Annotated in this window: 27 protein-coding genes and 1 pseudogene; 16 read left to right on the top strand and 12 right to left on the bottom strand. The window is 30.2% G+C overall.

The window, feature by feature from the left end:
* Positions 1 to 53: 53 nt before the first annotated feature.
* Entirely contained in the window at positions 54 to 2,519 is a 2,466-nt protein-coding gene (locus B2X73_RS13990) for a bifunctional UDP-N-acetylmuramoyl-tripeptide:D-alanyl-D-alanine ligase/alanine racemase (protein ID WP_291051321.1), read from the bottom strand.
* Positions 2,506 to 3,102 (bottom strand): thymidine kinase, encoded by a 597-nt coding sequence (locus B2X73_RS13995; RefSeq protein WP_038336222.1) that lies wholly within the window; start codon positions 3,100 to 3,102, stop codon positions 2,506 to 2,508. The genes B2X73_RS13990 and B2X73_RS13995 overlap by 14 nt, the downstream gene beginning before the upstream one ends.
* Before the next feature lie 151 nt (positions 3,103 to 3,253).
* Here B2X73_RS13995 and B2X73_RS14000 point away from each other — a divergent pair, with 151 nt between their 5' ends.
* From B2X73_RS14000 to B2X73_RS14025, 6 genes are all read left to right on the top strand, one after another.
* Positions 3,254 to 4,225: a hypothetical protein gene (locus B2X73_RS14000; protein ID WP_291076665.1), complete on the top strand. Its 972-nt coding sequence runs from the start codon at positions 3,254 to 3,256 to the stop codon at positions 4,223 to 4,225.
* Positions 4,218 to 5,522 (top strand): MATE family efflux transporter, encoded by a 1,305-nt coding sequence (locus tag B2X73_RS14005; RefSeq protein ID WP_280035022.1) that lies wholly within the window; start codon positions 4,218 to 4,220, stop codon positions 5,520 to 5,522. The genes B2X73_RS14000 and B2X73_RS14005 overlap by 8 nt, the downstream gene beginning before the upstream one ends.
* Position 5,523: 1 nt before the next feature.
* Entirely contained in the window at positions 5,524 to 6,585 is a 1,062-nt protein-coding gene (locus B2X73_RS14010; protein ID WP_280035024.1) for a hypothetical protein, read from the top strand.
* 178 nt (positions 6,586 to 6,763) lie between these two features.
* Positions 6,764 to 7,834, top strand: a complete 1,071-nt coding sequence (locus B2X73_RS14015; RefSeq protein WP_291071720.1) for an O-antigen ligase family protein — start codon at positions 6,764 to 6,766, stop codon at positions 7,832 to 7,834.
* A gap of 3 nt (positions 7,835 to 7,837) precedes the next feature.
* Positions 7,838 to 8,926 (top strand): glycosyltransferase, encoded by a 1,089-nt coding sequence (locus tag B2X73_RS14020; RefSeq protein ID WP_291071722.1) that lies wholly within the window; start codon positions 7,838 to 7,840, stop codon positions 8,924 to 8,926.
* Positions 8,927 to 8,939: 13 nt separating this feature from the next.
* On the top strand, positions 8,940 to 10,334 hold the full coding sequence (locus B2X73_RS14025) for an exopolysaccharide biosynthesis polyprenyl glycosylphosphotransferase (protein WP_291096740.1): 1,395 nt from the start codon (positions 8,940 to 8,942) through the stop codon (positions 10,332 to 10,334).
* Between the two features lie 81 nt (positions 10,335 to 10,415).
* Here B2X73_RS14025 and B2X73_RS14030 read toward each other — a convergent pair whose 3' ends face one another.
* Entirely contained in the window at positions 10,416 to 10,604 is a 189-nt protein-coding gene (locus B2X73_RS14030) for a hypothetical protein (protein ID WP_125349128.1), read from the bottom strand.
* 93 nt (positions 10,605 to 10,697) lie between these two features.
* On the opposite strand from B2X73_RS14030, the gene B2X73_RS14035 reads away from it, so the two are divergent.
* On the top strand, positions 10,698 to 11,588 hold the full coding sequence (locus B2X73_RS14035; protein ID WP_291077984.1) for a DUF6427 family protein: 891 nt from the start codon (positions 10,698 to 10,700) through the stop codon (positions 11,586 to 11,588).
* Here B2X73_RS14035 and B2X73_RS14040 read toward each other — a convergent pair.
* Both B2X73_RS14040 and queD read right to left on the bottom strand, forming a co-directional pair.
* The gene (locus tag B2X73_RS14040; RefSeq protein ID WP_291059859.1) at positions 11,523 to 12,350 is read right to left on the bottom strand and encodes a UDP-2,3-diacylglucosamine diphosphatase; all 828 of its coding nucleotides are present in this window, start codon (positions 12,348 to 12,350) and stop codon (positions 11,523 to 11,525) included. The genes B2X73_RS14035 and B2X73_RS14040 overlap by 66 nt on opposite strands.
* On the bottom strand, positions 12,326 to 12,778 hold the full coding sequence (queD, locus tag B2X73_RS14045; protein ID WP_291077986.1) for a 6-carboxytetrahydropterin synthase QueD: 453 nt from the start codon (positions 12,776 to 12,778) through the stop codon (positions 12,326 to 12,328). Before queD ends, B2X73_RS14040 begins: the two co-directional genes overlap by 25 nt.
* A 34-nt stretch (positions 12,779 to 12,812) precedes the next feature.
* On the opposite strand from queD, the gene B2X73_RS14050 reads away from it, so the two are divergent.
* Positions 12,813 to 13,478, top strand: coding sequence for a ComF family protein (locus B2X73_RS14050; RefSeq protein ID WP_291077988.1), 666 nt, complete (start codon positions 12,813 to 12,815; stop codon positions 13,476 to 13,478).
* Positions 13,479 to 13,505: 27 nt separating this feature from the next.
* Positions 13,506 to 15,263, top strand: a complete 1,758-nt coding sequence (locus B2X73_RS14055) for an Ig-like domain-containing protein (RefSeq protein ID WP_291077990.1) — start codon at positions 13,506 to 13,508, stop codon at positions 15,261 to 15,263.
* Between the two features lie 13 nt (positions 15,264 to 15,276).
* On the opposite strand, the gene B2X73_RS14060 is transcribed toward B2X73_RS14055, so the two are convergent.
* The 4 genes from B2X73_RS14060 to radA form a co-directional block, all read right to left on the bottom strand.
* Positions 15,277 to 15,810, bottom strand: a complete 534-nt coding sequence (locus B2X73_RS14060; RefSeq protein ID WP_291096742.1) for a hypothetical protein — start codon at positions 15,808 to 15,810, stop codon at positions 15,277 to 15,279.
* Positions 15,811 to 15,814: 4 nt separating this feature from the next.
* Positions 15,815 to 16,225: a DUF2752 domain-containing protein gene (locus B2X73_RS14065; RefSeq protein WP_291059862.1), complete on the bottom strand. Its 411-nt coding sequence runs from the start codon at positions 16,223 to 16,225 to the stop codon at positions 15,815 to 15,817.
* A gap of 4 nt (positions 16,226 to 16,229) precedes the next feature.
* On the bottom strand, positions 16,230 to 16,607 hold the full coding sequence (locus B2X73_RS14070; RefSeq protein WP_114998540.1) for a CD225/dispanin family protein: 378 nt from the start codon (positions 16,605 to 16,607) through the stop codon (positions 16,230 to 16,232).
* A gap of 77 nt (positions 16,608 to 16,684) precedes the next feature.
* A complete protein-coding gene (gene radA, locus B2X73_RS14075) occupies positions 16,685 to 18,049 on the bottom strand; it encodes a DNA repair protein RadA (protein ID WP_125349136.1) in 1,365 nt (454 codons plus the stop codon).
* A gap of 198 nt (positions 18,050 to 18,247) precedes the next feature.
* Here radA and B2X73_RS14080 point away from each other — a divergent pair, with 198 nt between their 5' ends.
* The 4 genes from B2X73_RS14080 to B2X73_RS14095 are packed head-to-tail and all read left to right on the top strand — an operon-like array spanning position 18,248 to position 21,394.
* Entirely contained in the window at positions 18,248 to 19,057 is an 810-nt protein-coding gene (locus B2X73_RS14080) for a hypothetical protein (protein ID WP_291059865.1), read from the top strand.
* Positions 19,050 to 19,844 carry a hypothetical protein gene (locus tag B2X73_RS14085; protein ID WP_291087586.1) on the top strand — a complete coding sequence of 265 codons (795 nt, stop codon included), beginning with the start codon at positions 19,050 to 19,052 and terminating at the stop codon, positions 19,842 to 19,844. The genes B2X73_RS14080 and B2X73_RS14085 overlap by 8 nt, the downstream gene beginning before the upstream one ends.
* On the top strand, positions 19,837 to 20,625 hold the full coding sequence (locus B2X73_RS14090) for a hypothetical protein (RefSeq protein ID WP_114998536.1): 789 nt from the start codon (positions 19,837 to 19,839) through the stop codon (positions 20,623 to 20,625). The genes B2X73_RS14085 and B2X73_RS14090 overlap by 8 nt, the downstream gene beginning before the upstream one ends.
* The gene (locus B2X73_RS14095) at positions 20,618 to 21,394 is read left to right on the top strand and encodes a hypothetical protein (RefSeq protein WP_291096744.1); all 777 of its coding nucleotides are present in this window, start codon (positions 20,618 to 20,620) and stop codon (positions 21,392 to 21,394) included. The genes B2X73_RS14090 and B2X73_RS14095 overlap by 8 nt, the downstream gene beginning before the upstream one ends.
* Before the next feature lie 157 nt (positions 21,395 to 21,551).
* Here the strand turns inward: B2X73_RS14095 and B2X73_RS14100 are convergent, their stop codons facing one another.
* From B2X73_RS14100 to panC, 3 genes are all read right to left on the bottom strand, one after another.
* Entirely contained in the window at positions 21,552 to 22,571 is a 1,020-nt protein-coding gene (locus tag B2X73_RS14100) for a lysylphosphatidylglycerol synthase transmembrane domain-containing protein (protein ID WP_291059871.1), read from the bottom strand.
* 23 nt (positions 22,572 to 22,594) lie between these two features.
* Entirely contained in the window at positions 22,595 to 22,942 is a 348-nt protein-coding gene (panD, locus tag B2X73_RS14105; protein WP_038336011.1) for an aspartate 1-decarboxylase, read from the bottom strand.
* 85 nt (positions 22,943 to 23,027) lie between these two features.
* A complete protein-coding gene (gene panC / locus B2X73_RS14110; protein ID WP_038336010.1) occupies positions 23,028 to 23,870 on the bottom strand; it encodes a pantoate--beta-alanine ligase in 843 nt (280 codons plus the stop codon).
* A 118-nt stretch (positions 23,871 to 23,988) separates the two neighbouring features.
* Here panC and B2X73_RS14115 point away from each other — a divergent pair, with 118 nt between their 5' ends.
* From B2X73_RS14115 to B2X73_RS14125, 3 genes and pseudogenes are all read left to right on the top strand, one after another.
* Complete coding sequence (locus tag B2X73_RS14115; protein ID WP_291047337.1) at positions 23,989 to 24,801, top strand: glycogen/starch synthase; 813 nt, start codon at positions 23,989 to 23,991, stop codon at positions 24,799 to 24,801.
* 15 nt (positions 24,802 to 24,816) lie between these two features.
* The gene (locus tag B2X73_RS14120; protein WP_291096746.1) at positions 24,817 to 26,433 is read left to right on the top strand and encodes a DUF4270 family protein; all 1,617 of its coding nucleotides are present in this window, start codon (positions 24,817 to 24,819) and stop codon (positions 26,431 to 26,433) included.
* 45 nt (positions 26,434 to 26,478) lie between these two features.
* Positions 26,479 to 26,976, top strand: a pseudogene (locus tag B2X73_RS14125) (glutamine--fructose-6-phosphate aminotransferase); the annotation flags it as partial.

Below are 26,976 nucleotides of genomic sequence, written 5' to 3' on the forward strand. Positions count from 1 at the left end.
TTTTTTTAAAATTACAAAAAAAGAGCTACTATTCAGTAACTCTTTTCAATAAATTATTCTTTGTAATAAACGCGTTTTATACGTTGGGAAACCGAAGTTAAGACTTCATAAGGAATTGTTCCTAACCATTCGGTAACGTTAGCTAAAGTTGGCGAGTTTCCAAAAATAGTCACTTCGTCACCTTCTTTACATGGAATATCGGTAACATCAACCATCATCATATCCATACAAATGGTTCCGGTAATTGTAGCCAAATGCCCGTTGATACCTACTTTTCCTTTTCCGTAACCAAGTGAACGACGAATTCCGTCTGCATAACCAACAGGCAAGGTTGCAATTTTGGTATGACGCTCCGCTGTAAAACGACGACCATAGCTTACAGTTTCGCCTTTTTCAATCTCTGAAATCTGAGAAATTACCGTTTTGAAACGCACAACAGGTTTCAAATATTTCTCCATAAAATCGGTATATTCAGAGTAGCCATACATTCCGATTCCTAAACGAACCATGTCATATTGATGTTCTCCATACGCTACAATTCCAGGAGAATTTAACGCATGTTTGATTGGTTTTATGTTTAAAGCAGTTGTAATTGCCGCATAACTATTATCAAAACGTTCTAATTGATATTTCGCATATTCTTCTTCCTCTGGCATATCTGCAGTTGCTAAATGCGTGAAAATTGAGCGAACATAAACATGTGAATTATCTTTTAGAATTGCAATTAATTCTTCGAAATCATCTTCGTGAAAACCAAGACGATTCATACCTGTTTCCATTTTTAGGTGAATTGGATAAGGTGAAGAAATTTGTTTTTCTTGTAGTTTCTGAATGAATAATTTCAAAACACGTAAACTATAGATCTCTGGTTCCAATTGATAATCGATAACAGTAGAGTAACTACTTTGTTCCGGGTTCATGACGATAATTGGAATGGTAATTCCAGCTTCGCGCAATTCTTTTCCTTCATCTGCAATCGCAACGCCTAAGAAATCGACACCGTTATTTTGTAAGGTATTTGCTACCTCAAAACTTCCTGTTCCATAACTATTCGCTTTTACCATGCACATCAATTTTGTGGTAGGTTTTAGCAATGAGCGGTACACATTTATATTTTCGATCAGGTGTTGCAAATTAATTTCAAGAACAGAATCGTTGGAACGTGTTTCTAATTCACTCGAAATTTTTTCTAATTTGAACGGACGAGCGCCTTTTAATAAAATAGCTTCGTTGTCGACGTTTTGATGACGGAACTGCTCTAAGAATTCTTCAGTCGAATTGAATGAACGAACATAGGATTCAAATAAATGTTTGAACTGAGAAATTTTTTCTCCAATTAAAACTATCTCATCAAAATGATAAGGGTTGACTAAATTGGCTGCTTGTTGATATAAATCGTGGTCAGATAAGTTACTTTGTAAAATATCCGTCAACACCAACGATTTTTTGTCGCGTGGTTGTTGATTTAACACATTTAGACCAATTTTTAATGAATTTAGATCAGAATTGAATGTATCATTAATTAAAATTGAATGATTAATCGCTTCTTTAATTTCCAAACGCATTTCGATTGGTAGAAGTTGACTAAATTCGTTTTTAAGTTGTTTATAATCAATATTTAAACTAATTAAAGTCGTTAAGCAAATTAAACTATTTTTAATCGAAGCATCATCGATAAAAGGAATCGAATAGGTGAATTCTTGTTGATTATGTAAAATAGAAATTTGCGTATTAGTCTGATTACTTTGTATTTGCTTGATCTGTACAGTGGCAGAATTGGAGTAACCGTAAGTATATTTATCTGTTTTTGCTAAATGAGCGTTTTCAAGAATAGCTTGATGAACTTTTTCGTTTTCGATATTGAAAACTAATTTATCAACATGAGAAAATAGTTTCAGTTTTTCCTGAATCAATTCATCTTGATTTTTGAAATTCTCTAAATGCGCTTCTCCGATTTTTGTCAACACACCTATTGTTGGTTGAATAATTTCTTCGAGATTTTGCATTTCATTTGGCATCGAAATTCCAGCTTCGAAAATACCCAAATCGTTTTTCTCTTCCATTTGCAAAACAGAAAGTGCTGCTCCAAATTGAGAATTGTAACTTTTTGGACTACGAACAATCGAGAATTTTTTCCATAACAATTGATTCAACCACTCTTTGACAATCGTTTTTCCATTGGAACCGGTAATTCCGATCACAGGAAAATGAAATTGTTTGCGATGAATTTTTGCCCAATTTTGCAAAGCAAGTAGCGGATTTTCAACCTCGATAAAATTTGCATGAGGCAAATTTGTCAACGCTTTTTCTACGACAAAATTTCGAATTCCTCTTTGATAAGCATCTTGCAAAAACAAATGTCCGTCTTTTTGGTTTCCGTGAAAAGCAAAGAAAATTCCGTGAATTGGATTGACAATCATGCGCGAATCAAAGAAAATTTGATTGATGATTTCGTCTCCATTTCCAATCAAAGTACCGTTGATGATACTTGCAATTTGATTTAGATTATAAGTTTTCAACTTTATGTTTGTTATGTTCTTCCCAGAAAGCAACTCGGCTTAATGGTTCATATTCTAGTACTTCGCCAAGTTCTACAAGACGATCACTGTCAATTTTTCGGTGCGAATAATTGGCTAAATTTCCTGTACGAACGCAGATTGCATGCACTTTTGTTACATACTCGGCAGTCGCCATTAAATTGGGCATTGGACCAAAAGGACGACCTTTGAAATCCATGTCCAAACCAGCTACAATAACGCGTTTGCCTTCGTTTGCCAATTGATTGGCTACGTCTACAATTCCTTCATCAAAAAATTGTGCTTCATCAATCCCTACCACATCGCAATCATCAGCCAATAATAAAATTGCTGAAGAATACTCAACTGGCGTTGATGTAATAGAATTTTGATTGTGTGAAACGACTTCGCGGTCCGCATAACGCGTATCTATCGTAGGTTTGAAGATTTCGACACGTTGTTTGGCAAATTCGGCACGTTTTAGACGGCGTATAAGTTCTTCGGTTTTACCAGAAAACATTGAGCCACAGATGACTTCTATCCATCCACTTTTTTTGTTATGATTAAAGGTATTTTCGAGGAACATAGTTCAAATAATTTAGATTAAAATATGAGAACAAATTTACGGAATAAATTAGTTGAATGAAGTAAAAAATTAAATGAAGATAGAGATATAAGAAAAGTTAAATAAATGCGTTCTAAACTTTAATGTTATAACAACAACACTTATTTATTTTATGGAAACTCAACAAGAAAATAATAATCAAGAAATTGATTTGGTTTTTTTAGCGAAGAAAATTAAAGGTTTTTTTCTATCAATAGGTTTTTTAATCCTACGATTAATCAACTTTATTATTCGAAACAAAATAATAGTAATTATCTTGTTCATTTTAGGTATATCTCTTGGGGTTTATTTTGATAAAAAATCAAAAAATAATTTTAAAACAGAAGTTGTTGTTGTTCCAAATTTTGATAGCGTCGATTTACTTTATTCAGAAGTAGAAAATTTTAAATCGAACTTAAATTCGAACAAATCTAAATATGACTTTTTGAATGATGTTGTAGATTTAAGAATAGAATCTATAGAAAATATAAATAGTATTCTTACAGATAAGGATAATTTGGAAATTTTTAAAGTATTAACATCAAATGGACAAGATTTATCTAAAATTTTGAAAAATGAAGAGTTTAAAAAGAATTATAAATATCATTTAATCACGTTGAAAACAAATTCATCGGTGAATTCTCAAAAAATCATTGATTTTTTATTAAATATTATTAATTCTAAACCATATTATAAACAAAGGTCTGCTTTCGCAATTAAAAATCAAACTAATGCTAAACAACAAGCAGAAAAGAGTATTGAACAAATTAATAAGATTCTAGAAAATTTAGGAAATGGAAGTGTTTCTGTTGTTGGTAAAGATTTGAATATTAATAGTTATGATCAATTATCTAATGTAATTGAGATGAAAGATTATTATATGAAAAAATTAGTTGATATTAATACTAAGTTAATTGAGTATAAATCTACTATTTATCCTGTTAATACATCTTTTAACAATAAAATACACCAAAAGATATATGAAAAAATGGTAGTTATTTTACCACTTTTTTTGATTGGTTTCTACTTGTTTTTGTCTTATATCAAATATTTGTATGCGAAGTACAATAATCTATACCAAAAGACAAAAATTACAAATGCTTGAAAAGAGCAAAAATATTATCAAAAACAAGGAAATTAAACAAGGTTTAATCACACTTTTTTTAAGAGGAATTGGTGTATTGACGTTATTTGGTTTTACTATTTTTTTTAATCGAAATTTTGATTCTTCTGTGGTGGGCGATTACGAGTTTACTCGTATGTTTTTACTCGTATCAGGAAGTATTTGTTTGTTCGGCACAGATATCTCTATTTTATATTTCGCAGGAAGATTGAAAAGCGAAGAAAGATTTTATGAACTAAAAAAATTGTATTATAAAATATCAATTCTAAGTTTTCTTTTTTGTTTAATAATAGGACTTATTTTTTTTATTTTTTTTGATTCAACTTTTATTAATTCTTTTTTTGGTTCGGAAAACTCATATAAAATAACATCTTATAGTATATTGTTTTTATTTTTTAATGTTTGGACTCTTTTTAATACGGAGGTTTTGAGAGCTCTTGACCAAATTGTTTGGTCTGAATTATTTCGAAATACATTCAAGTTCTTTCCTGTTATCTTTGGCGCAATCATTTTATATGGAAGTGAAAAAGAGGAAAGTATTGTCTTTTATTATATTTTAGGTTTTGTAATTCTAGGTCTTATTACTTCAGTTTTTGTATTAGTCCTTTTGAGTAAAATTCCGAAATCAAAACATAATTATTCATCAATAACTTATCGCGAAATAATAGATTATTCTTTGCCAATGGGAATAAGTAGCTTTGCAGTTTATTTATTTTCTACAATTGATATTATTATTTTGAGAAACTATTTTTCGAGTTCAGATGTGGCTTTATACGCTTTGGGAATAAAAATAATGGCAATTTTGAGTATGGTAATTTTAAGCATCAATGTTAATCTTTCGCCACAGATAGCTGAACTTTATTTGAAGAATGAGTTAGACGAGTTAAAGAAGGTTTTAAGACATTCGAGTCGATTTATTTTTCTGTTAAGTGTAACAATAGGCTTAATAATTATTTTATTTTCTGATTACATTTTACCAATATTTGGAGCAGAATATATTGCAGCGAAAACAGCTTTATTAATTCTTGTTATTGGACAAATTTTAATTTCAAGTTTAGGAAGTTCGGCTGCTTACTTGAATATGACAGGAAGACCAAAAGTTTTTCGTAGTTTTCTATTGATTGCTTTGCTAATTAATCTTTCCTTGAATTTAATTTTGATTCCTAAATTTGGAATAATAGGAGCGTCTATAACGTATGTTTTAACAATTCTTTTTTGGAACTTATGTGCTGTTATATATATTTACCAAAAGGATAAAATAAAAATTTATATCAATTGAAATGAGAGTTACTCTACAAAAAAATAAGTTAACATTTATACTTCTTTTTTTATTGTCAATTCTTATCGCATTGATAGGAGAGAAAGTATTGCCACAGAAGTTCTTTATAGATGCTAATACAATTGTTTTTGATTATTATAATGAAGCAGGTTTCAAAGGAAGTTATCCGCTTACAATGTCTTTTTATAAATATACTCAGTTAGGTAAATTACCTTTTAATGTAGTAGGTGTTTTTCAGTTGTTTTTTTATTATATTATTTTATTCAAAATAGGTGTACCAAAGGATTTTCATATCCTTACTATAAAAAATATAATTGTTTACTTAGCTTTTTTGATGATAGGAATTTTTATCTCAATGCCTTCAAAAGAGTTTATTACATTTCTATTTATTTCACAAATTGTTTTCTTATTTCAATCTAAAAAAATAGGGTTTGATTTATCACTTTTATATTCTTTTTTAATATTAATAATATTTGGAATATTCTTCAGGTCTTATTTTGCATTAATACCTGTTATATCTATTTTATTATACTTTATTTCGAAAATAAAGTATACAAACAGGACATTCGGAATAATAATAATAAGTGTATTAGTAATAATTCTATTTTCAGCGTTACATTATTTAGCAAAGGGAGAATTTTTTTCTGATTTAGCAAGAAATTCTGTAAATGAAGTTAGACAAGGCTCTGAAGATGCAAACTCTATGATAATTCCTCCATTAGAACCTACAGGATTATTAGCAGAGTTAGTGAATACTTTTTATAGTTTTTTATCAGTTAATTTCCCAATTGTAGAATATAAGCATTTATTATCACCTCGAATTTTTCTATTTATTATTTGGCAGATTTTATTTACAATAATTTTTATAGTTCGTTTTTCGTGGGCCATAAAAGATCCGATAAAGAATAATAGAATATTATGGATATTTTATTTTCTGTTTTCTTATCTAGCAATCCAAAGTGTTTTTGAGCCAGATTTAGGTTCAGCAGTTAGACACAAAATTGGAATTTTACCATTGTTTTATTACGTTTTCTACTATGATAGTTTCTCTAAAAAAGTATAATCAAATTAATCAGTTATTGATTCTACTAATTGCATGTACAATCGTTTTTAGGAGTATTTGTACACCTATTATTATATTTTTTTTAGTGTTTAATTTATTTCATTACAAGTTTGTTAGCATTGAAAAAAAACACTTTAAAGATATTCTTATCATTAGCTCACCGTTATTAATTAGTATATTGTTTTTTTTTAATAATGATACAATTTCAGGAGGATTCAAATCTGTAGAAAAATTATTGACATTAATTATTTTTCCACTTTTTGTATTAACGAATAAAAACTTAAATATCAATTTTATTTTAAATCAATATAGGATTTGGTTTCTCGTTATCTTATTAGGGTTTTTAGTAAGATTTGTTTTAATTTTTCCTGAGAAAATAACGAAATATATTAATGGAATTGATTTGATAGAAATTGGTTATCAATTTGCAATTTCATTAGGCTCGCATGCACCATTACTTAATTTACAGGTTGGATTTTTGAGTGTAGTTCATTTTTATTTTTTGATTCAATCAATTGTAAATAAACAATTTTCTAAAATATTTTTTAATATCATTCTATTTTTCCTTTCATTTTCTTTGGTGCTAATTGTAAATACTCGTATTACGTTATTAGCTGTTATTCTTTGTGTAATTGTTATTTTGATTAGAGAACTTATTTCTTTGTATTCACTAAAGAAAACAATGATTGGTTTATTCTTAGGATTAATGATAACAGCCGCAATAATAGGAGGTTTTGTTAAACTTAATCCCTATATGTACGAGAAATACTCCTCGGTTACTTTTATACATATGGATAAAGTTGGAAAGCTTGATGAAATTAAAAATCCAGAAATTGTAGTGTTTAATGCTTTGGTGACAAGAGTCTCTATTTGGAAAGCATCTGTAGAAGTCGCAAAAGAAAATTTACCTTTTGGAACAGGAGCTGAGATGGGTAAAAAAGAACTTTTTGATTATTATAAAAAGACAAATCAACATTTCTTAGCTAAATACGAATTTCCAGTTCACAATCAATTCTTAGATTTCTCAATAAAATTTGGTGTTATAGGCTTCATAGTTTGTTGTATTTATATATTTTTTCCGTTTTATAAAAGCTTAGATTTACTCGATTTCAAATCACTATTTATTTGTTTTGGAACGTTGTTCTTTATTTCGAATTTAACGGATGATTTTTTAATTCGATTTGATGGAATTGTTTTTAGTGGATTATTTTATTCATTTTTTAGTAGTATTTCAACCTTTAAAAAATAATAAATGAAAAAAGCTATAATTATTGATTGGCTTGATAAATATGGAGGAGCAGAAAGAGTAATCGCAAAACTTAATCAAATTTTTCTTTTTGACGAGGTATATACTTTGACTAATATTATGAAAAAAGAGGAGTTTTTGGAAATTTTTCCTCAAAAAAATATACAAGTTCACGACACTTTTCTTAGAAATTTAAAAAATAAATTTAGATTTCTTTACTTCATTTTCTTTTGGGTAATAAACCGAATGAAAGTTTCTCCAGAAATTGATTATTTTATTTCTTCCTCTCATTCTATAGCAAAAGGTGTTACAAAAACTCGAAAAGACCAAATTCATATAAGTTATTTTCAGGCGAGAAACTCAAATTATATCTGGGACGAAGTAGACTTATATCTTGGTAAAAGTAAATATCTATTCTATCCTTTATTATTGATTCTTAGAAAAATTGATGTTAAACAAGCTCAGAAACCTGATTATATAATTTCTAATTCTAAGTTTGTTCAACAATGGATAAAAAAAACATATAATAGAGAGTCTATTGTAATTTATCCACCCGTTAATTTCGAAAATTTTGAACTTGTAAAACATAAGTCAGATTATTACGTTATTGTAGGTAGAATGGCTTCAATAAAAAGATTTGATGTTGTTATAAAAGCATTTAATCAAAATAAAAAGAAATTAATAGTTATTGGAGATGGAGAAAAGTTAGATGACCTAGTAAAGCTATCTACCTCAGATAATATCCATTTTTTTGGTTTTTTAGAATCACAACAAGTGGGTGAGTATATCAGCAGAGCAAAAGCATTTATACAAGTTGGAGTAGAAGGTTTTGGGATAGCTCCGTTAGAAGCACAAGCATGTGGAACACCAGTTATAGCTTACGCAAAAGGAGGTGTTTTGGAAACTGTAATTGATAGACAAACAGGTGTTTTTTTTAATGAACAAACTGAAAAAAGTTTAGATTTTGCAATAAATGAATTCGAGCAATTACAGTTTGATCAGACTTTAATGAGGAATCATGCATTAAGTTTTTCTCAAGAAGTTTTCGAGAAAAAAATGAGAGATTTCGTAGAATCAATAATAAAAAAAGTATAACGTAAATTTTATAATGGGTAATCTTAATAAATTTAACTTTTCAATAAAGATAGGATTTTATATTTTAGATGCATTGATTATTTTTTTTGGTTTACTTTTTTTTATTTGTAATCAATATCAATATTTTTATCATACTAAGTTAGCTAGACTTCCTTATTTTTCTGAATTACTCGACGCTCATTACAAAGCAATTTTACTATTATTATTCGCTTGGTTTGTTATTTCAGATTATGTAAAACTTTATTCTATAAAAAGAGTCAATTTTCTTAGAGAAATTCTTCGAAAAATAGTGTTACAAACATTTTTCTTTTGTTTGATTATTTTTACAATTTCTGGAATAAAAAAAGAGGAACTATTAGCGAATCAGTTAATTGTTTATTTTGTTTTCATTTTATTTGCTTATCTAATCTTTACACGATTACTTGTATTTTTGGTTAGTCGCTATAATTTTCAAAAGGGCAATGACGTAAAGAATGTTATTGTTTTGGGAGAGAATAGTAATACACCACGTTTTAAATCGATTATAGAGAATAGAAAACATTATGGCTATAGAATTATCAAAACAAATAATATTATTGATAATGATTCATTAGAAACAGTTTTATTATCAAATAAAGTTAAAGAAATATTTATATCTCAATTAGGATTACCTATATCATTACAAGAACAAAGTATTGTTAACTTTTGCGAAGATCATCATGTAAAAGTAAGCTATATACCTTATTCGTTGAACACGGAATTAATAAGTTTAGATGTTGTATACATTGATACTTTACCAATTTTTAGATTTAAAAAATTTCCTCTAGAAAAAGCGGAAAATAAATTGATCAAATCCTTATTTGATGTTATCATTTCTTGTTTTGTTTTAATTTTTATAATGAGTTGGTTGTTTCCGATAATTGCAATTTTAATTAGGTTAGATTCGAAAGGGCCAATATTTTTTAAACAAAAGAGAAGAGGAATCAATGGAGTAGAGTTTGACTGCTATAAATTTAGAACAATGCGTAATGATGGAACAAATTCCATTAAAGCTACAGTAGTTAACGATAATAGAATTACAAAAATTGGAAAGTTTCTTCGTAAAGCAAGTTTAGATGAATTGCCGCAATTTTTTAATGTACTGAACGGAGATATGTCTATTGTAGGTCCACGGCCACACATGATATCACAAGATATACATTACAGTGAAATTATAAGAAAATATAATCTTAGAAATTATGTCAAACCAGGTATTACAGGTTTAGCACAAGTAAAAGGTTATCGTGGAGCTATAGATTGTGATAAAGATATGGAAGATCGTATACGAACGGATATCTTTTACGTACGTAATTGGTCACTTCTTTTAGATTTACAGATTATTTATCAAACGATAGGTTTAATAATAAAAGGAGATAAAAATGCTATATAAAAGATAAAAAAACCTCTTATAAAATTTATAAGAGGTTTCTCGAATTAATTCGAAAATATATTTTATACAATATAAGATAAATTATCTTTCGTATCTTTTTTCATTTTCGGTTCCAAAGCTAGCGATTTTATATAACCACCATCCCATCAATGCGCATCCGATGAATGTAAATAACCATCCAAAGATAACACCAATTGGAGATAATAAGTTTTCAAAAGTCCATTTGAAAATATCACCAATCGCAAAAAATAAATCAGTTATAACTCCCATATTCTAGTTTATTGCTTAATTTGCATCAAAGTTAATAAAATGTTGGTTAATCTACTTGACAAAAGGAATTTTTTTATACAGATTTTTATCATTGTGCTGTTTACATTGCTTGGAGCAACGAATTTTAACAGTATTGATCTGAGTAATTTAGAAAAATTAGGGGTAATCCTGACGATTTTGACGATTGCTTTTGTGGGGTATATCGACAATACAAATGATTTAATTTCGACTTCTTCCTACCCAACTTTTACTTACATTTTGTGGATAATGCCTTTTATTTCAGGTTTATCAGATTATAGAATTGCTGGAAGTTTGTTGCTTGTGACTTATGTAACAGTGCAATTACTCTATTTTGAGTCCGAAAAAAACGATACGTACAATGCTTTTGATATAGGCGTTTTTATGAGTTTTGCAATACTATTAAGTCCGCCACTTATTTTCTTAGGAATTGTAGTTTTTACTTATTTCTTGACTTTAAGAGTTGTAGAACCAAAAATTCCTATTCTAGGTTTTCTAGGATTTATTCTTCCAATATTAATCGTTGCTCAAGTTAGTTTTCTGCTCGATTATTACTTTATGTTCGATTTTTATAAAGAACAATTAATGTTTACAATGGTTCATTTCGAATGGAAACAATTGTTTTTAGTTCCAATTGCAATTATTCTAATTTATTCAATTATCAATCATTTCAAGAATGTGAATAAATTGACAGCGCAAAAGAAACGAATCTTTTTGTTGATGCATTTTATGTTTGGAACAATGCTGATTACGTATATTCTTTACGGAGGAAATAATGACGCTTATCTTGCCTTCTTAGGTTTTAGCATAATGTTGATGTTAACAAGATATTTTAGCGAAAGCAAACCCAAAATAGAATGGCTAAAAGAGGCATTTCTTTGGGTTTTTATGATTTGCTTGCTAATCTATAATTTTTATGATAGAATCCCGAGATTCTTCTCCTTGATTACGGAGGTAAGTTTTTAATTCGAATTCTTTTCCATCAAAAATACCATAAGTAAAGTAGTTAATCCAATCACCAAGATTGATATGACGCGCTTTGCCTATAGCAATTTCCATTGGTAAATGTCGATGTCCATAAATTAGATAATCGTAGTATTTTCGATGCAATTGTTTGCGGCTATACATGATTAACCATTCGTTGTCAACGCCCAAAAAATTAACATCTTCATCACCCGAAATCATTTTATTTTTTCGAGAAACTGTAATTCCTAACCACATTGCCAAATCCGGGTGAAGTAGATAAAAAAGAAATTGACAAACTTTGTTCGTAAAGACCTTTTTCATGCGTTTATAACCTTTATCTCCAGGACCTTTTCCATCGCCATGAACAATAAAAAATTCTTTTCCATTGATGATAAAATCCTGTTTATCTCGAAAAACAATCGCATTGATTTGTTCTTCCAAATAATCTTTCATCCATAAATCATGGTTTCCGACAAAGAAATAAATAGGAATTCCACGATCAGAAATTTCGGCTAATTTTCCTAAAATACGCACAAATCCTTTCGGAACAACGTGTTTATATTCGAACCAAAAATCGAATAAATCGCCAATCAAAAACAAAACACCACAATCGTCTTTTATTTCGTCAAGCCATTTTACAAACAATTTTTCGCGCACCAAACTATCTTTTTCATTCGGAGCACCAAAATGATGATCCGAAGAAAAATAGGCTTTTTTACCAGCTTCTAACTGAATGTTTATTGGTTGTCCTCCGCTAACCATTCTGCATAAGAATTTTCAGTTTCGTGTAATTTCAAAGCAACCAAATCGATATTCGTTGGTAAAAGAGGCTTGATTTTATCCACAATCCACAAAATCATATTTTCAGCAGATGGTTGATAATCTGTAAAAACAACATTGTGTCCTTCTGCTAATAATTTTTCTCCCAATGTTTTGTGAGGCGAATTTTCGTTCAATAAAATTGCGTGATCAAAAAGATTAACAATTTCTTTGTTCACAATTTTTTTCAAATCCCCAAAATCCATCACCATTCCAAGTTTCACATCGTTGCTGTCCTCAGAAGGCGTTCCTTTCACAGTTACAAATAATTTGTACGAATGTCCATGTATATTTTTACACTTTCCGTCATAACCATGCAAAGCATGTGCAGTTTCGAACGTAAAAGCTTTTGTAAGTCGAATGATTTTCATTAAATTTAGTACTAAACTTTAATTTGCAAAGGTAATGGAAATCAAAACAATCGTAAATTCTTTGGTTGATTTATTTTTTCCGATGCGTTGTTTGGATTGTCAAGACGTCATTCAACCTTCGCAATTTCTGTGTGTTTCGTGCTCAACCAAACTTGTTTTTACGCATTTTAATTTTGATCAAAATAATCGCGCTTATGATAAATTGAGAAATTTTTGCGAGGTGGAAAATGCCTTTTCTTTGTTAGAATTTAAACATCATAACACAACGCAAGCCATTTTACATGAAATGAAATATAGGAATCGCCCAGAAATTGGAATTGATTTAGCGCAGATGATTAAGTTTGATTTGAGTGATTATGACGGAATTATTCCGATTCCTTTGCATCCAAAAAGATTGAAAACAAGAGGCTACAATCAAGTCGAAGATTTTGCGCTCGCGTTGGCTGAAATTAATCAAATCAATTATTTTTCGAACGGATTAATTAGAACAAAATACAATTCTTCTCAAGTAAATGAAGACAAAAAACATCGATTAGAAAATTTGAAAGATGCGTTTGAAATCAATCCAAATCTTAAACCTGGACATTATATATTGATTGATGATGTGTTAACAACTGGCGCAACGATTGCATCAGCAATAAAAAAGTTTAATCTTTCTCAAAATTTTAAGATAAGTGTAATTACCATTGCTTGTGCTTAATAACAAGCTTTTTCTTAACTTGCGCCCATGAATAAGACGACACGTTTTTCGCTTTTGATGTTAACCATTTTGACGGTTATTTCTTGTGCAAGACAAGGTTCACCAACGGGAGGACCTAAAGATGAAACTCCGCCAGTTTTCCTAAAAGCTGATCCAGATACGTTGGCAACAAATGTAGATGTCAATTTGCAAGAGGCAATAATCAACTTTGATGAGTATATTCTTCTAAAAGAGTACAGCAAAAATGTGGTTGTTTCGCCATCGTTTCAAATTCCGCCAATTGTGACGCCGCAAGCTTTAGCGAAGAAAAATATTTCGATTAAATTTCAAGAACCATTGTTACCAAACACGACGTATAGTTTCAATTTTGGTGATGCGATTCAAGATTTTAACGAAAATAATAAGTTGTCAAACTTTCAATATGTTTTTTCGACAGGTAGTTTTATTGATTCGTTGAAGGTGACAGGTCGAGTAAATGCGTCTTATGATTTCAAGTTACCAGAGAAGATATTGGTTGGGCTATATAAAGTAGACAGTGCTTACAAAGACAGCATTATTCTGCAAAAGAAACCATATTATATTGCGAGAGCCAATGATAAAGGAGAATATCAATTAAATTATTTGGCTTCGGGCAAATATAAATTGATTGCTTTTGAGGATAAGGTAGAAAATGTGATGTACGATTATGGGAAAGAGCGTTTGGCTTTTTATAACGAACCAATTGAGTTGAATGCGAATCAACAAATCAACTTGAATTTATTCAATCAAAAACCAGCTTATCGTAAACCCGAAGCGAGTTTTAAACAAGAAGGTTTAATTGTTTTTAAAACGACTGGCGCAACGGATGATGTAACGATAACTCCGGTTGGAAAAGAATTTAAAACAGCTTATATTCAGAAGTTTCCAAAACAAGATTCGATTAATTTTTGGTTCAATCCAAAGGTGGATACAATTGTAGGAAGAAGTGCAAAATTGAATTTCAAGGTTCAACATAAAGATCAAATTGATGAAGTAAGTGCATTATATTCAAAATCGAATACAGAACGAAAATTAGAATTTAAAGCATTAAATGATCAAAAATTACCACCAAATAAACCATTTAAAATTCAGGCAAATGCACCAATAAAATCATTGGATTTATCTAAAATTTATGTGTTTAAAGATACAGTTTCAATTCCATTCAAAGTTTCGATTGATACAGTGAATGCTCAGAACTTGAATTTTGCTTTTGAGAAAAATTTAGACGAAAAATTTGAAGTTAATATTTATCCAAATGCGTTGACAGATGTGTTAGGAGAGAAGAATGATACGCTTGCTTATCCAATAAAAATGGGAACGAGAGGCGATTTTGGACATTTGAAATTAACACTACAAAATACTCCAAGCAAACCATTTATCCTACAGTTTTTAAAGACTGATAAAGATTTTACAGTAATTGAAGAAATTTATAATCCAGCAAATAAAAACTATTTTGAGTTCAATTTTATTGAGCCAGGAGAATATTTGTTCCGTTTATTGGTTGATGAAAACGAAAATGGAAAATGGGATACAGGCGATTATTTATCAGGTAAACAACCCGAACCAATTTATTTGTATCCAGAGCCAATCAAAATTAGAGCGATGTGGGATGCGACCGAAACATGGGTTTTAGGAGAGACAAATCAACCAGTTTCTTTACCAAATGATAACAAAGATTCGGACAAAAATAGAATACGTCGAGGAGAATTGAAAGAAGGCGAGGAGCGTCAAAATCCACGAACAACAAATAAGAAATCAGAGGAATAGTTCTCTGATTTTTTTATTTAATCAATTCGCAAATCTTTTGTAATACTTGCATATGGTTGTATATCATAAACAGGACAGCCTTTCTGTCCAAAATAATACTTCCTACAATTAAATAAACTTGATATCGATTTTTAGGTAAATTATTATCAAAAAGATGTTTACAATTTGTAATTAATATTGCATTGATAAATTCTTCAACAGTAAGATTTTCCCATTTTATAAAATGATAATCTAAGAAAACATATTTTAATAGATTCGTGAAATTTTTAATTTTTAGATTTAAAAAATCACTTAACTTTTGGAAGTTATTTACTTGTAAGTAATTAGATATTTTATCCGTTAGTTGAATATGATGTCCAAAGTAATTTTGAAACGTTATGTAAAGTGAATTAAATTCTTCTTTGTTTTCGGAAGTAACATCAATCATTTGACAAATTAGGTTTGAAATTTCCCCAACTCGACTTACTTTTTGAATATCTTCATCTTTAAAATGAATTTTGAAATGATTTTCAAATTCCATGATTAATTCAACATTATCTAATCCCATATTTCTAACTTTCTGGAGCCAAATATATAAAAGGTGAAAGAGGAATATTTCTTAAAATAGAATAAATCAAAAGGAAGATTAAGAAATTTCGCGCAAAACTTGCGGGAAGATGTAATTTGCCTGACATTGGTTTGCCTAAAAAAATATTTCCAACAATAGCATAATACAATTGTATACAAATGTAAAGTGCAAATGGTAAAATAAGATTGTAGCGTAACGATTGTAAAAAATGTCCGTGAACTAGCAAGGAAAAAGCACGTTGACCGCCGCAGCCAGGACACCATAATCCTGTTATTTCATGAAATATACATTTGATAGAAAACGGACTTTGGTTGCTGTAATAACTATAAAAATAGACGATTACCAAAATAGGCAAAAGCGTAGCTAATCCATAAACCAAAATCCGTTTTATCATATGATTAATTTCCGTTAGAGCTTTCTAAAATACTTTTATATTGCTCCATATAAGCATCCATACCTCCTGTAATTAACATCACAACATTTATAATAACACCAATTACGCCTAAACCAATTGCAACATAAGCTAATAATTTAGAATTCTTAGCTGCTTGTTCAGCACCTGTATAATCGCCAATATTGTGTTTTGTATTCACTTGATTTGCAAAAACAATTGCAATAATACCCACAATAGTACCGATGCAACAAGGAGAACAAAGCCCTAAAACAGTACCAATGATTGCTAAAACAAGGTTGTTTTCTGGTTTTGGTTTAATTTCTTCAAAAGAAGATTGTTGTGGTTGATTAAAATCTTGAGTAGATTGGTTAGAATAATCCATAATTAGAGTGTTTTTAGTTTCGAATAAAAATAGAAAAAATAATGTATAAATCAAGTGTTTATAAAATATTTAATATTCTATTGAAATAACATTCGATATAAATCTTCAACTTTAGATATTCTAACGATTCGAATTCCAAAATCTGTATCTTTTATTTTATTGTATTTTGAAACAAAAATTGCATCAAAACCTAATTTTTCAGCTTCGGTAATGCGTTGTTCAACACGATTTACAGCTCTTATTTCTCCACTCAACCCAACCTCTCCAGCAAAACAACAATTATCAGGAACAGCAGAATCTTCGCTTGACGAAAGAATTGCCGCAATAACAGCTAAATCAATTGCAGGATCATCCACTCGAATTCCGCCTGTAATATTCAAGAAAACATCTTTCATATTCAGTCTGAACCCAGCACGTTTTTCTAAAACTGCCAACAACATATTCAATCGTTTGGCATCAAAACCAGTAGCAGTACGTTGTGGAGTTCCATAAACAGCAGTAGAAACTAAAGCTTGAATTTCAATCAACATCGGGCGAACACCTTCCAAAGTTGCTGCAATTGCATTTCCGCTTAGTAATTCATCTTTTTTGGTAATTAATACTTCTGACGGATTTGTGACTTCACGCAAACCAGCTCCTTGCATTTCATAAATTCCGATTTCTGCAGTCGAGCCAAAACGGTTTTTGTTTGCACGTAAAATTCGGTAAATATGGTTGCGATCGCCTTCAAATTGCAACACAACATCTACCATATGTTCCAAAATTTTTGGTCCAGCAATTACACCTTCTTTCGTAATATGACCAATTAAAATAATCGGTGTGTTGGTTTCTTTTGCGTATTGAATCAGCTCAAAAGTTGTTTCTCGAATTTGCGAAATACTTCCTGGAGATGATTCTACATAAGTGGTTTGAAGCGTTTGTACAGAATCGACAACAATCAGTTGAGGTTGAATTTCTTTGGCATGCGCAAATATTTTTTGCGTATTAGTTTCGGGTAAAATAAAACATTGATCCGATTCAATTCCGATTCGTTCGGCACGAAGTTTTACTTGCGAAACAGATTCTTCTCCAGATACATATAAGATTTTAATCGTATCTAACTTTAAGGCAACTTGCAACATCAATGTCGATTTTCCAACACCAGGTTCTCCACCAACCAAAATCACTGATCCAGGAACAATTCCGCCTCCTAAAACCCTATCTAATTCTTGGTTTTTCGTTGAAATTCTTATTTCTCCTAATGGATTTATTTCGCGAATATTCAGGGCAAAAGTTTTTTCTTTTTTGTCCGATTTATCTTTCCACGATTTTTTTTCGTCGCCTTTGTCTACAATTTCTTCAACAATGGTATTCCATTCGCCACAACTTTTGCATTGTCCCATCCATTGCGCGGTTTGCGTGCCACAGTTTTGGCAGAAATATGTAGTTTTTGTTTTAGCCATAGTTTCAAATTTAGACAAAAATAATGTTTTATCGCGACAAGATATGGAGTTATAAGTGTGAAAAATTTTAATACAACAACTAAAAAACGTTAATAATAATTTACTTTTTTAACAAATTATCAACTTTAGATAAAGTTGAGTTAAATATTGATTTTCAATCATTTTCTCGATTATTTTTAATCATGTTTTAAAATGCCAATGAAAAGAACTTTACTTCTTAGCTTTTTTTATATTTTTTGTATTTCTGCCAATGCACAATCGACTTTAATTTCGGGGAAAATTATGGTAGATAATGCGGATGAAATCGTTAATCTTGATGATTTTGTAATCGAAAATTTAACGTCAAATGCACGAACAAAATCAAATGAAAAAGGTCTTTTTTCGATTCGAGTTCAGCCAAACGATGTTTTACTTTTCAAACAAATTGGAATTGAAGAACGTCAGCTTAAGATTTCTGAATCAATGATTAGAAAGGGTTTTATAGACGTTCATCTAAATGTTGAAGTGATAGAATTATCCGAAACGAAAATAAAACCGCTTAAAAAGAATTGGAAAGAAAATATTAGCAAAGAAGAAACGCAAAGCGAAAAAATCAATAAAAGTTTAGGTATTAATGAAGAGTTTAAAAATGATATGGTGAAAGCCTATTTTGCTTCGGAATATCTTCGAAAATTAAGAGTTCCCATTCGTTATGAAAATGTGATGGGTTTGATAGAGCAATATTCGGACAAAGAAGTGCAGACGTATAAACATTTTCTGAAAAAGAAAAACCTTGATAAATATGATAAAATCATTCAGCTCAAAGATTATTTCACCGAATATTATTTTGAGCATGATTTGAAAATTCCAAAAGGAAATATTCTTGATTTTATTCATTATTGCTTTGTTGAGTTTAAGTTAGAACCACTTTTAAAAGCAAATAATTATGATCAAATTAGTTTGATTTTCGAAGAACAAGCGCCAAATTATCTTTCTATTATCAACCAAAAACCAATCGAAAATGAGTAAAATTTTATTCTTTTTATTAATCATTTCATCAAGTTATCTTCAAGCACAAAGCACTTTAATTACAGGAAAAATTATTGTGGATGATGCAGAAGAAGTTATTGATTTGGAAGGAACTTCGATTGAAAATTTAACGACAAAAACCAAAACAAAAGCGAATAATGTTGGCTTATTTTCGATAAATGTGAATTTGAATGATGAATTGTTAATCAAGCATACGGGAATCGAAGAAAGAAGATTGAAAGTTTCGGAAAGCATTATTGCGAAAGGTTTTGTGACGATTCATGTAAATATTGAAGTAATTGAGTTGAAAGAAGCGAATATCTCGAAATTAAATATAGACAAGCTTAACAAATTAGGAAAAAATAAATCTGCTTCTAAAGAAATTGTTGATGCGACTGGTGTTAATGATAAGGAGTTTCAAAAAACTGTTGTTGAGAGACATAATTGGGCGACATTTCATCGAAAAGATAATCCATATGCAGGCAATTTATTAGAAATCGTAAAATTATTTAAAACGCCAAATGGAAAAGGAATTTTAGATAAAAAAAGGATTTCTACTTATGAGAAAATTATTGATTTGAAAAGTGTTATTGGTGAAACTTTCTTTATCAAAGAGTTGAAACTTTCGAGGGATCAAATTATAGATTTTATTGGAACATGTTATTATTCAAATAATTTTGACAAGTTAATTCGTAAGAAAAATTTCAATAGAATAAAGCAAATTTTAAAAGAACAAGCACCAAATTATCTTTCTACTATCAACCAAAAAACAATCGAACATGAGTAAATTTTTATTCTTTTTATTAATCATTTCATCAAGTTGCCTTCAAGCACAAAGCACTTTAATCACAGGAAAAATTATTGTGGATGATGCAGAAGAAGTTATTGATTTGGAAGGAACTTCGATTGAAAATTTAACGACTAAAGTTAGAACCAAAGCAAATAATGTTGGCTTATTTTCGATAAATGTGAATTTGAATGATGAATTGTTAATAAAACATACGGGAATCGAAGAAAGAAAATTGAAAGTTTCGGAAACTATGATTACGAAAGGTTTTGTGACGATTCATGTTAATATTGAAGTGATAGAATTGAAAGAAGCGAATATCTCGAAATTAGATAAAAATTCGCTCAAAAATTTGGGAAAAGAAAAATCATTTCAAGAAAAATTGAATGATGAAGCGGGTTTTACTTCTCTAGAATTTAAAGCGGAACTGAATCTTAAACATGATGAAGAAAGAGTCAATAGAACGATTAAACAGGTTGGAGGAGTTAATCTAAAAGGGGTATTTGATTTGTTCAAAAACCCAAAAAAACGAATGAAAAATCCAGGTCCAATAAAAGTTGTGAAAGAAGATCAATTATCGGCGTTGCATAAATTTTTTACGACATATTATTTTGTGAATGATTTGAAAATTCCAGAAGGAAAAATAAACGAGTTTTTAGATTATTGTTATTCAAATTTTGATTTTCCGAAATTGTTGCGAGATAATAATTTTGATGAAATTCTTTTTATAATTGAAGAACAAGCGCCGATTTATTTAGCAAAAATGAAGAAAAATGAGTAGAATAAATTACATTATATTATTGAATTTGTTGAGCGTTTTTACATTTGCGCAAACAACCTTGATTACTGGAAAAGTAGTGATTGATGATGGTGTTGCTGGGCAAGATGCGGTAGACAATATTTTGGTGACAAACGAATCGACGAATGCGAAAACGTTTACAAATGCGAGCGGAATGTTTTCAATTAAAGCTTCTGTGGGAGATGAATTGGTGATTACACATGATTTTTATATCGAACGAAAAATCAAAATTACATCGGATATTTTAGTAAAAGGAATGCTGACGATTCATTTGAATATTGAAACGATTGAACTTGCTGAAGCGCGAATTAATACGTTGGACAGAAATTTTAAGAATAACATCAAGTTAGAACACGGAAAAGTAGATGAATTGTATGATAATTTGAACTTGGGTTTTAATTCAAATTTGCGTTTCCGAAAGATAAATCCTAACATGACTTCTACAATTAATAATAATGGATTGTTGGATCCGTCGAATTGGATAGCAACTATTTCTGGACAAAAGAAAAAAGATAAAAAACAAAACGAATATTTCAAAAAGGTAGATAAAATCAAGGATTTAGAGAATTATTTCACCTCAAATTATTTCATCGAAACATTGAATATTCCCGAAAATAAAGTCACTGATTATGTGCGTTATTGCTATGCGAATTTTGAATTAGAGAAACTCGTAAAAGAAAATAAATACGATAAGATTACAGAAATTTTAGAAGAACAAGCGCCTAAATATTTGGAAATGATAAAGAAATAAAATGTATATTTAATGAAACTTATTAGCTATGGAATTACTTTTTGTATTGTTTGTCAATCTTATTTTCTTTTTTGTTATGAAAATAAGTTATAAAATAAATCCTTGGGAAATCAATAAAATGGTAAAGCTTTGGAATCGTAGTTTTGGAGGTATGAGATTATTGTGTAGAATCTCGTCGAATTCGTGCGATTTTGTAAATAGCAATCAATCCAAAACTAATCATCGATACAACTTGAGCTATATAAAGAATTAACCCAAAATAATCGCCAATTGCTCGTCCTTCGTGCTGATCTCCGCCTTTTGCTAAATAAACGGCCGAAAATGCAATCGACATAATATATGGATAAGCCAAACCGCCTGAAACAGGCAAAATCATTCCTAAAGATCCCGCAATCAATAGAAATAAACCTTCTAGTATACTAAAATTTTTGGTGTCTGGAAAAGCAAAGAAAACAAGGAAAGTCATTAGGAAATAACAAATCCAAAGTGCGAAAGAATAAAAAATGAATAAGCCTCTTTTTTCTAATTTCGAGATTGATTTTATACCTTCCCAAAGTCCAAATAGAAAGGTTTTGATTTTTTCAAAAAACTTTAATTGACTAATTTTTTTCCAGAAAATAGCGATTAATCCAATTCCTAAAACAAGAACTCCAATTGTGATGTAGTATTTTAAGAAAGAAGGTTCAGCTGTTGGTTGATGTACTTTTTCTTTGTTTCCTAATTCTACAAATTTGATGAATGTTTCATAATTGAAAATAAGTGTTAAACCGAAAAATAATCCCAAAAATAAAACGTCAATTACACGCTCTAAAACTACTGTTCCGAAAGATTTCTCAAACGGCACTTTTTCCATTTTATAGAAACTTGTTGCACGAGCCACTTCACCACTTCGAGGAATGGTCAAATTCATAAAATATGCAAATGCAATAGCCCAAAAACCAGATGAGGTTTGTGTGTTGTAGCCCATTGGCTTTAGAAGAAGATCCCAACGAGCGGCGCGTATCCAATATGTGAGAATACTGATTGCCATAGATGCAAAAATCCAAAAATAATTGGTTTGTTTTAAAACTTTTGCAACTCGTTCGAAATCAATTTGCTTCACTGTTACCACGACAAAAAATACGGCTAACAATGAAGCAGTGATTAAGAAGAGCGATTGTTTGATCTTACTCTTCATATAAATTGTTGAAAATTAATTTCTTAATCTAAACGATTGTTCTCGTTAGGGAAAACAATTGTTGGTTCGTATGTTTTGGCTTCCTCAAACTCCATCATCGCATACGTAATGATGATAACTGTGTCACCAACTTGTACTTTACGCGCTGCAGGTCCATTCAGACAGATTTCGCCACTTCCACGTTTACCTTTTATAATATAAGTTTCAAATCGTTCGCCATTCTCTTGTACCACGATTTGTACTTTCTGACCCACAACCATATTGGCAGCATCTATCAAATCTTCGTCGATTGTAATACTTCCGATGTAGTTTAATTTTGCGTCTGTTACCTTAACTCTATGTATCTTAGAGTGAAAAACTTCTACCATCATAATCTTGCAAAGTTACACTGAACTTATAAATTTCAAAACCTGTTTCAATATTTTTCTATTGATTTGAGAAATTTATTATATTTAATTAAAACTGAATATTATCGATTAAACGTACATCACCTGCATAGGCAACGACAAATCCACGAATATTATAGGCCTCAGAAAAATGTTCGATAGACAACAAGGTTTCTTCATCTGTTATTTCAAAATATTCTAATTCGAAGGGTGAATTTTTGAATTCATTTTCGACGAAAGCTTTTACTTCAGCAACATCTTTTCCTTCATTTTTTAGCGTTACAGCTTGCGATAAAATTGAATAAATTTGAGGGGCATCCGAAGTTTGTTGCGTTGATAAACGTGCATTTCTTGAACTAAATGCTAAACCAGAATCTGCTCTATGAATTGGCATTGGAACAATTTCGACATCTAAATTTTCTTGTTTTACCATTTCTTGAATGATACGAATTTGCTGAAAATCTTTCTCTCCAAAATATGCTCTTGTTGGTTGAACTGCTTTGAATAATTTGCAAACAATTGTAGCTACTCCATCAAAATGTCCAGGGCGAGAAGTGCCTTCCATCACTTGGTCTATTGTACCAAAATCGTAATGTTTTGCACCTTCATTTGTTTCATATAAATCTTCAACAGTAGGCATATAGACAAAATCACAGCCATTTTTCATTAACAATTCTTTATCATTTTCCTCAGTTCGAGGATATTTTGCTAAATCTTCTGCATTATTAAATTGTGTCGGATTGACAAAAATGCTGACGATTGTGTAGTCGTTTTGAGCTTTAGAAGCTTTGACCAAAGACATGTGACCTTCGTGTAAAGCGCCCATTGTAGGGATAAAGCCAATGGTTTTGTTTTGGTTTTTTAACTCGACGATTGCGGGAGTTAATTTTTCCTTTTCGTTAAATATAACCATAACACTGATTTGTTAAAAAAAAACTAATATCTCGCAAAGCTACTATAAGCAAATAATATATCAACATTTTTTTGTAAATTTGTGCCTTATTATTCATTAGGAAAAGAGAGTAGAAATTATGGAAGGAAAGCGCATATTGTATGTAACAACAGAAATGGTACCTTACTTTCCTGAAAATCCGATGTCTTCACAAGCATTAGATTTGCCAAAAATCATGCAAAGTAGTGGTGCAGATGTAAGAATCTTTATGCCAAGATTTGGAGCAATTAACGAAAGAAGACACCAATTACACGAAGTAATACGACTTTCAGGTATGAACATGATTATTAATGATTTGGATCAACCCTTAATCATTAAAGTCGCTTCTGTTCCAGGAGAAAGACTACAAGTGTATTTTATTGATAACGAAGAATATTTCAAACGTAAAGAAGTTTATGGAGAACATAATGGACTATTTTCTGATAACGACGAACGTTCAATTTTCTTCGCAAAAGGAGTTTTAGAGACAGTAAAAAAATTAAACTGGAAACCAGATGTTGTTCACGTAATGGGTTGGATGTCTAGTTTAGTACCATTGTATCTAAAAAAATATTATTCTGACGATCCTTTCTTTCAAGATGCGAAAGTTGTTGTTTCTTTATTTGACAACGGATTTGAAGGAGAATTAGATAACGAATTAGTTAAAAAATTAGCTTTTGATAAAGTAGAAGCTGATGTACAAACATATTTAGAAAAACCTACACATTTGGGTATGATTCAAGCTTCTTTACAATATGCAGATGCAGTTGCGAAAGGAGAAGAGATGATTCCAGAAGATGTGAAAAACTATATCAACCAACAAAATATTCCTCTATTAGACTATTGTTCTAAAGAACAAGCAAAAGAAGTTTACAATAACTTTTATCTTGAGGAAGTAATGAACTCTAATTAAAATCTGTTTAGATTAATGAAAAAATTTTTGAATGTCCTTTCTGTGTCTGTTGCAATGATGATTGGAATGGGAGCAATTGTTTCGTGTGAGAATGAAACACTAGGATTAGATAACAATGTGATTGGAGGTGAGGCAGAAGGAAATGTAAAATCCTTAGATGTTATTGCTTTTAATGCAAATTTTGATACGCTTCGTACAGATAAATTTGTACTTCAAAATGGAGCTTTTGGTGTGTACAACGAACCAATTTTTGGTTCTACATCTTCTAAGTTTTATACACAAATTAGACCTTCGTCTTCAAATGCTGGTGATCAGGATTTTGGAACAGAACCTAAAGTAGATTCTGTGAATTTGGTAATTCCAGTTTATTACAGTACAACTAAAGATCCAATTTCTAAAGATACGATCAATCTTTCTAAACCAGGAGAGAAACCAAATGATACAGATACAATTCAAATTACAACAAAGTATGCAGTAGACTCTTTGTATGGGAATAAGGATTTGACAATGACGTTGAAAATTAAAGACATTAATACGGTCTTATATAAAGACACAAAATATTTTTCAACACTAAGTGGACTTGAGTCGCCAATTTCTGTTAATTCGAGAGTAATCGGAAAAGCAACAATTGGAAAAACAGTAACAGGAAAAGTTGTTAAACAGAAAACTGGAACTTCTAATATTTCTGAGGTTGTTCCTGGTTACAAAGTTTCTTTAGATCCAGATTATTTTGACGAAAAAATTATTAAAAATTCAAAAACAGGATTACTTTCTGATTACGCAACATTTATTCGTGAAAATATCAAAGGTTTAGAGTTTTCTGTTGAAGAATCAAATGGATTTATTGTCAATTTTAATCCAAATAAAATTGACTTGAAGATGTATTATTCATATAAAAATCCGACAGCAAAAACAAGTTCAGACACAAATTATAAAGAACGTTTGAGTGCTACTTATGCTTTTGATATGACAAATCAGTGGAATTCTGGTACTGCAAATAATGCCAATATTATTGCTTCTCAAATTGTGAATAATGCAGTAGGTTCTACTTATTCTACAATCAAACCCGATGAAGTGAATGGTGACGCGAGATTGTATTTAAGCGGAATGAGTGGAAATTATGCAAAATTAAAATTCAATCAAACGCAATTAGATGAATTAAAATCTGAGATGACAAAAAGTAATATTGTGATTCTTGGAGCAAAATTAAAATTCTATATTGATGGTTCAACTAGTTTTCCAAAACCGCCTTATTTAGTAGCTTGGAATAACTACAAAAAAGATGATAAAGTTATAAATGAATTGTATGCAGACGTTTTAGAATTCTATAATTCATACCCTACATCAGTTCACTTTAATCCTATTGTAAAAGGAGATACGGATTATTATACAATTGATATCACGAAACATCTAAAAAGCATGTTAGAGAAAGGAAATGAGTTTAAAGATCAAACGATGTTTATTACAATAGGTAATTTTATAACATCTGTTAGCGATGCAACTACGATTAATAGTACAAATCCTTATCAAAATGATAGAGCTTATAATCCATACAGAATTGTTTTACATGGAAATAATTCGGAAGTAGCGGATAAAAAGCTGAAATTATTGGTATATTACTCTCAAAAATAGGGCGTATTATATTTAACGAATTTAACTAAAATACTATAAAATATTATGTGTGGAATTGTAGGATATATTGGACATCGCGAAGCGTACCCAATTATTATTAATGGACTAAAAAGACTAGAATATCGTGGATATGATAGTGCAGGTTTAGTTCTTTCTACTGGTACCGATTTTGAATTGGTAAAAACAAAAGGAAAAGTTTCAGATTTAGAAGATAAATCAGCAAATTTAGATAAAACACCTCATTTAGGAATTGGGCATACACGTTGGGCAACACATGGTGTTCCAAATGATGTAAACTCTCATCCTCATATGTCTAATAATGGACGTTTGGTATTGGTTCATAACGGAATTATCGAAAATTATGAATCAATCAAACAATTACTAAAAGACAAAGGGTACGTTTTTCATAGTGATACGGATACAGAAGTTTTAGTAAACTTTATTCAATTATTTCAAGAAGAACAGAACTTAAATTTAACTGATGCAGTTCGTTTAGCTTTGAATGAAGTGATTGGAGCATATGCGATTGCAGTTTTAGACAAA

This window comes from Empedobacter sp. UBA7252, assembly GCF_002472765.1.
In the GTDB taxonomy this organism is placed as follows: Bacteria; Bacteroidota; Bacteroidia; order Flavobacteriales; family Weeksellaceae; genus Empedobacter; species Empedobacter falsenii_B.

Excerpts from the sequence above, each read along its gene's own strand:
- B2X73_RS13995 (WP_038336222.1), bottom strand. The coding sequence starts at position 3,102 with ATGTTCCTCGAAAATACCTTTAATCATAACAAAAAAAGTGGATGGATA.
- B2X73_RS14000 (WP_291076665.1), top strand. The coding sequence starts at position 3,254 with ATGGAAACTCAACAAGAAAATAATAATCAAGAAATTGATTTGGTTTTT.
- B2X73_RS14005 (WP_280035022.1), top strand. The coding sequence starts at position 4,218 with ATGCTTGAAAAGAGCAAAAATATTATCAAAAACAAGGAAATTAAACAA.
- B2X73_RS14010 (WP_280035024.1), top strand. The coding sequence starts at position 5,524 with ATGAGAGTTACTCTACAAAAAAATAAGTTAACATTTATACTTCTTTTT.
- B2X73_RS14020 (WP_291071722.1), top strand. The coding sequence starts at position 7,838 with ATGAAAAAAGCTATAATTATTGATTGGCTTGATAAATATGGAGGAGCA.
- B2X73_RS14025 (WP_291096740.1), top strand. The coding sequence starts at position 8,940 with ATGGGTAATCTTAATAAATTTAACTTTTCAATAAAGATAGGATTTTAT.
- B2X73_RS14030 (WP_125349128.1), bottom strand. The coding sequence starts at position 10,604 with ATGGGAGTTATAACTGATTTATTTTTTGCGATTGGTGATATTTTCAAA.
- B2X73_RS14040 (WP_291059859.1), bottom strand. The coding sequence starts at position 12,350 with ATGGTTAGCGGAGGACAACCAATAAACATTCAGTTAGAAGCTGGTAAA.
- queD (WP_291077986.1), bottom strand. The coding sequence starts at position 12,778 with ATGAAAATCATTCGACTTACAAAAGCTTTTACGTTCGAAACTGCACAT.
- B2X73_RS14050 (WP_291077988.1), top strand. The coding sequence starts at position 12,813 with ATGGAAATCAAAACAATCGTAAATTCTTTGGTTGATTTATTTTTTCCG.
- B2X73_RS14055 (WP_291077990.1), top strand. The coding sequence starts at position 13,506 with ATGAATAAGACGACACGTTTTTCGCTTTTGATGTTAACCATTTTGACG.
- B2X73_RS14060 (WP_291096742.1), bottom strand. The coding sequence starts at position 15,810 with ATGGGATTAGATAATGTTGAATTAATCATGGAATTTGAAAATCATTTC.
- B2X73_RS14065 (WP_291059862.1), bottom strand. The coding sequence starts at position 16,225 with ATGATAAAACGGATTTTGGTTTATGGATTAGCTACGCTTTTGCCTATT.
- B2X73_RS14070 (WP_114998540.1), bottom strand. The coding sequence starts at position 16,607 with ATGGATTATTCTAACCAATCTACTCAAGATTTTAATCAACCACAACAA.
- radA (WP_125349136.1), bottom strand. The coding sequence starts at position 18,049 with ATGGCTAAAACAAAAACTACATATTTCTGCCAAAACTGTGGCACGCAA.
- B2X73_RS14080 (WP_291059865.1), top strand. The coding sequence starts at position 18,248 with ATGAAAAGAACTTTACTTCTTAGCTTTTTTTATATTTTTTGTATTTCT.
- B2X73_RS14085 (WP_291087586.1), top strand. The coding sequence starts at position 19,050 with ATGAGTAAAATTTTATTCTTTTTATTAATCATTTCATCAAGTTATCTT.
- B2X73_RS14090 (WP_114998536.1), top strand. The coding sequence starts at position 19,837 with ATGAGTAAATTTTTATTCTTTTTATTAATCATTTCATCAAGTTGCCTT.
- B2X73_RS14095 (WP_291096744.1), top strand. The coding sequence starts at position 20,618 with ATGAGTAGAATAAATTACATTATATTATTGAATTTGTTGAGCGTTTTT.
- B2X73_RS14100 (WP_291059871.1), bottom strand. The coding sequence starts at position 22,571 with ATGAAGAGTAAGATCAAACAATCGCTCTTCTTAATCACTGCTTCATTG.
- panD (WP_038336011.1), bottom strand. The coding sequence starts at position 22,942 with ATGATGGTAGAAGTTTTTCACTCTAAGATACATAGAGTTAAGGTAACA.
- panC (WP_038336010.1), bottom strand. The coding sequence starts at position 23,870 with ATGGTTATATTTAACGAAAAGGAAAAATTAACTCCCGCAATCGTCGAG.
- B2X73_RS14115 (WP_291047337.1), top strand. The coding sequence starts at position 23,989 with ATGGAAGGAAAGCGCATATTGTATGTAACAACAGAAATGGTACCTTAC.
- B2X73_RS14120 (WP_291096746.1), top strand. The coding sequence starts at position 24,817 with ATGAAAAAATTTTTGAATGTCCTTTCTGTGTCTGTTGCAATGATGATT.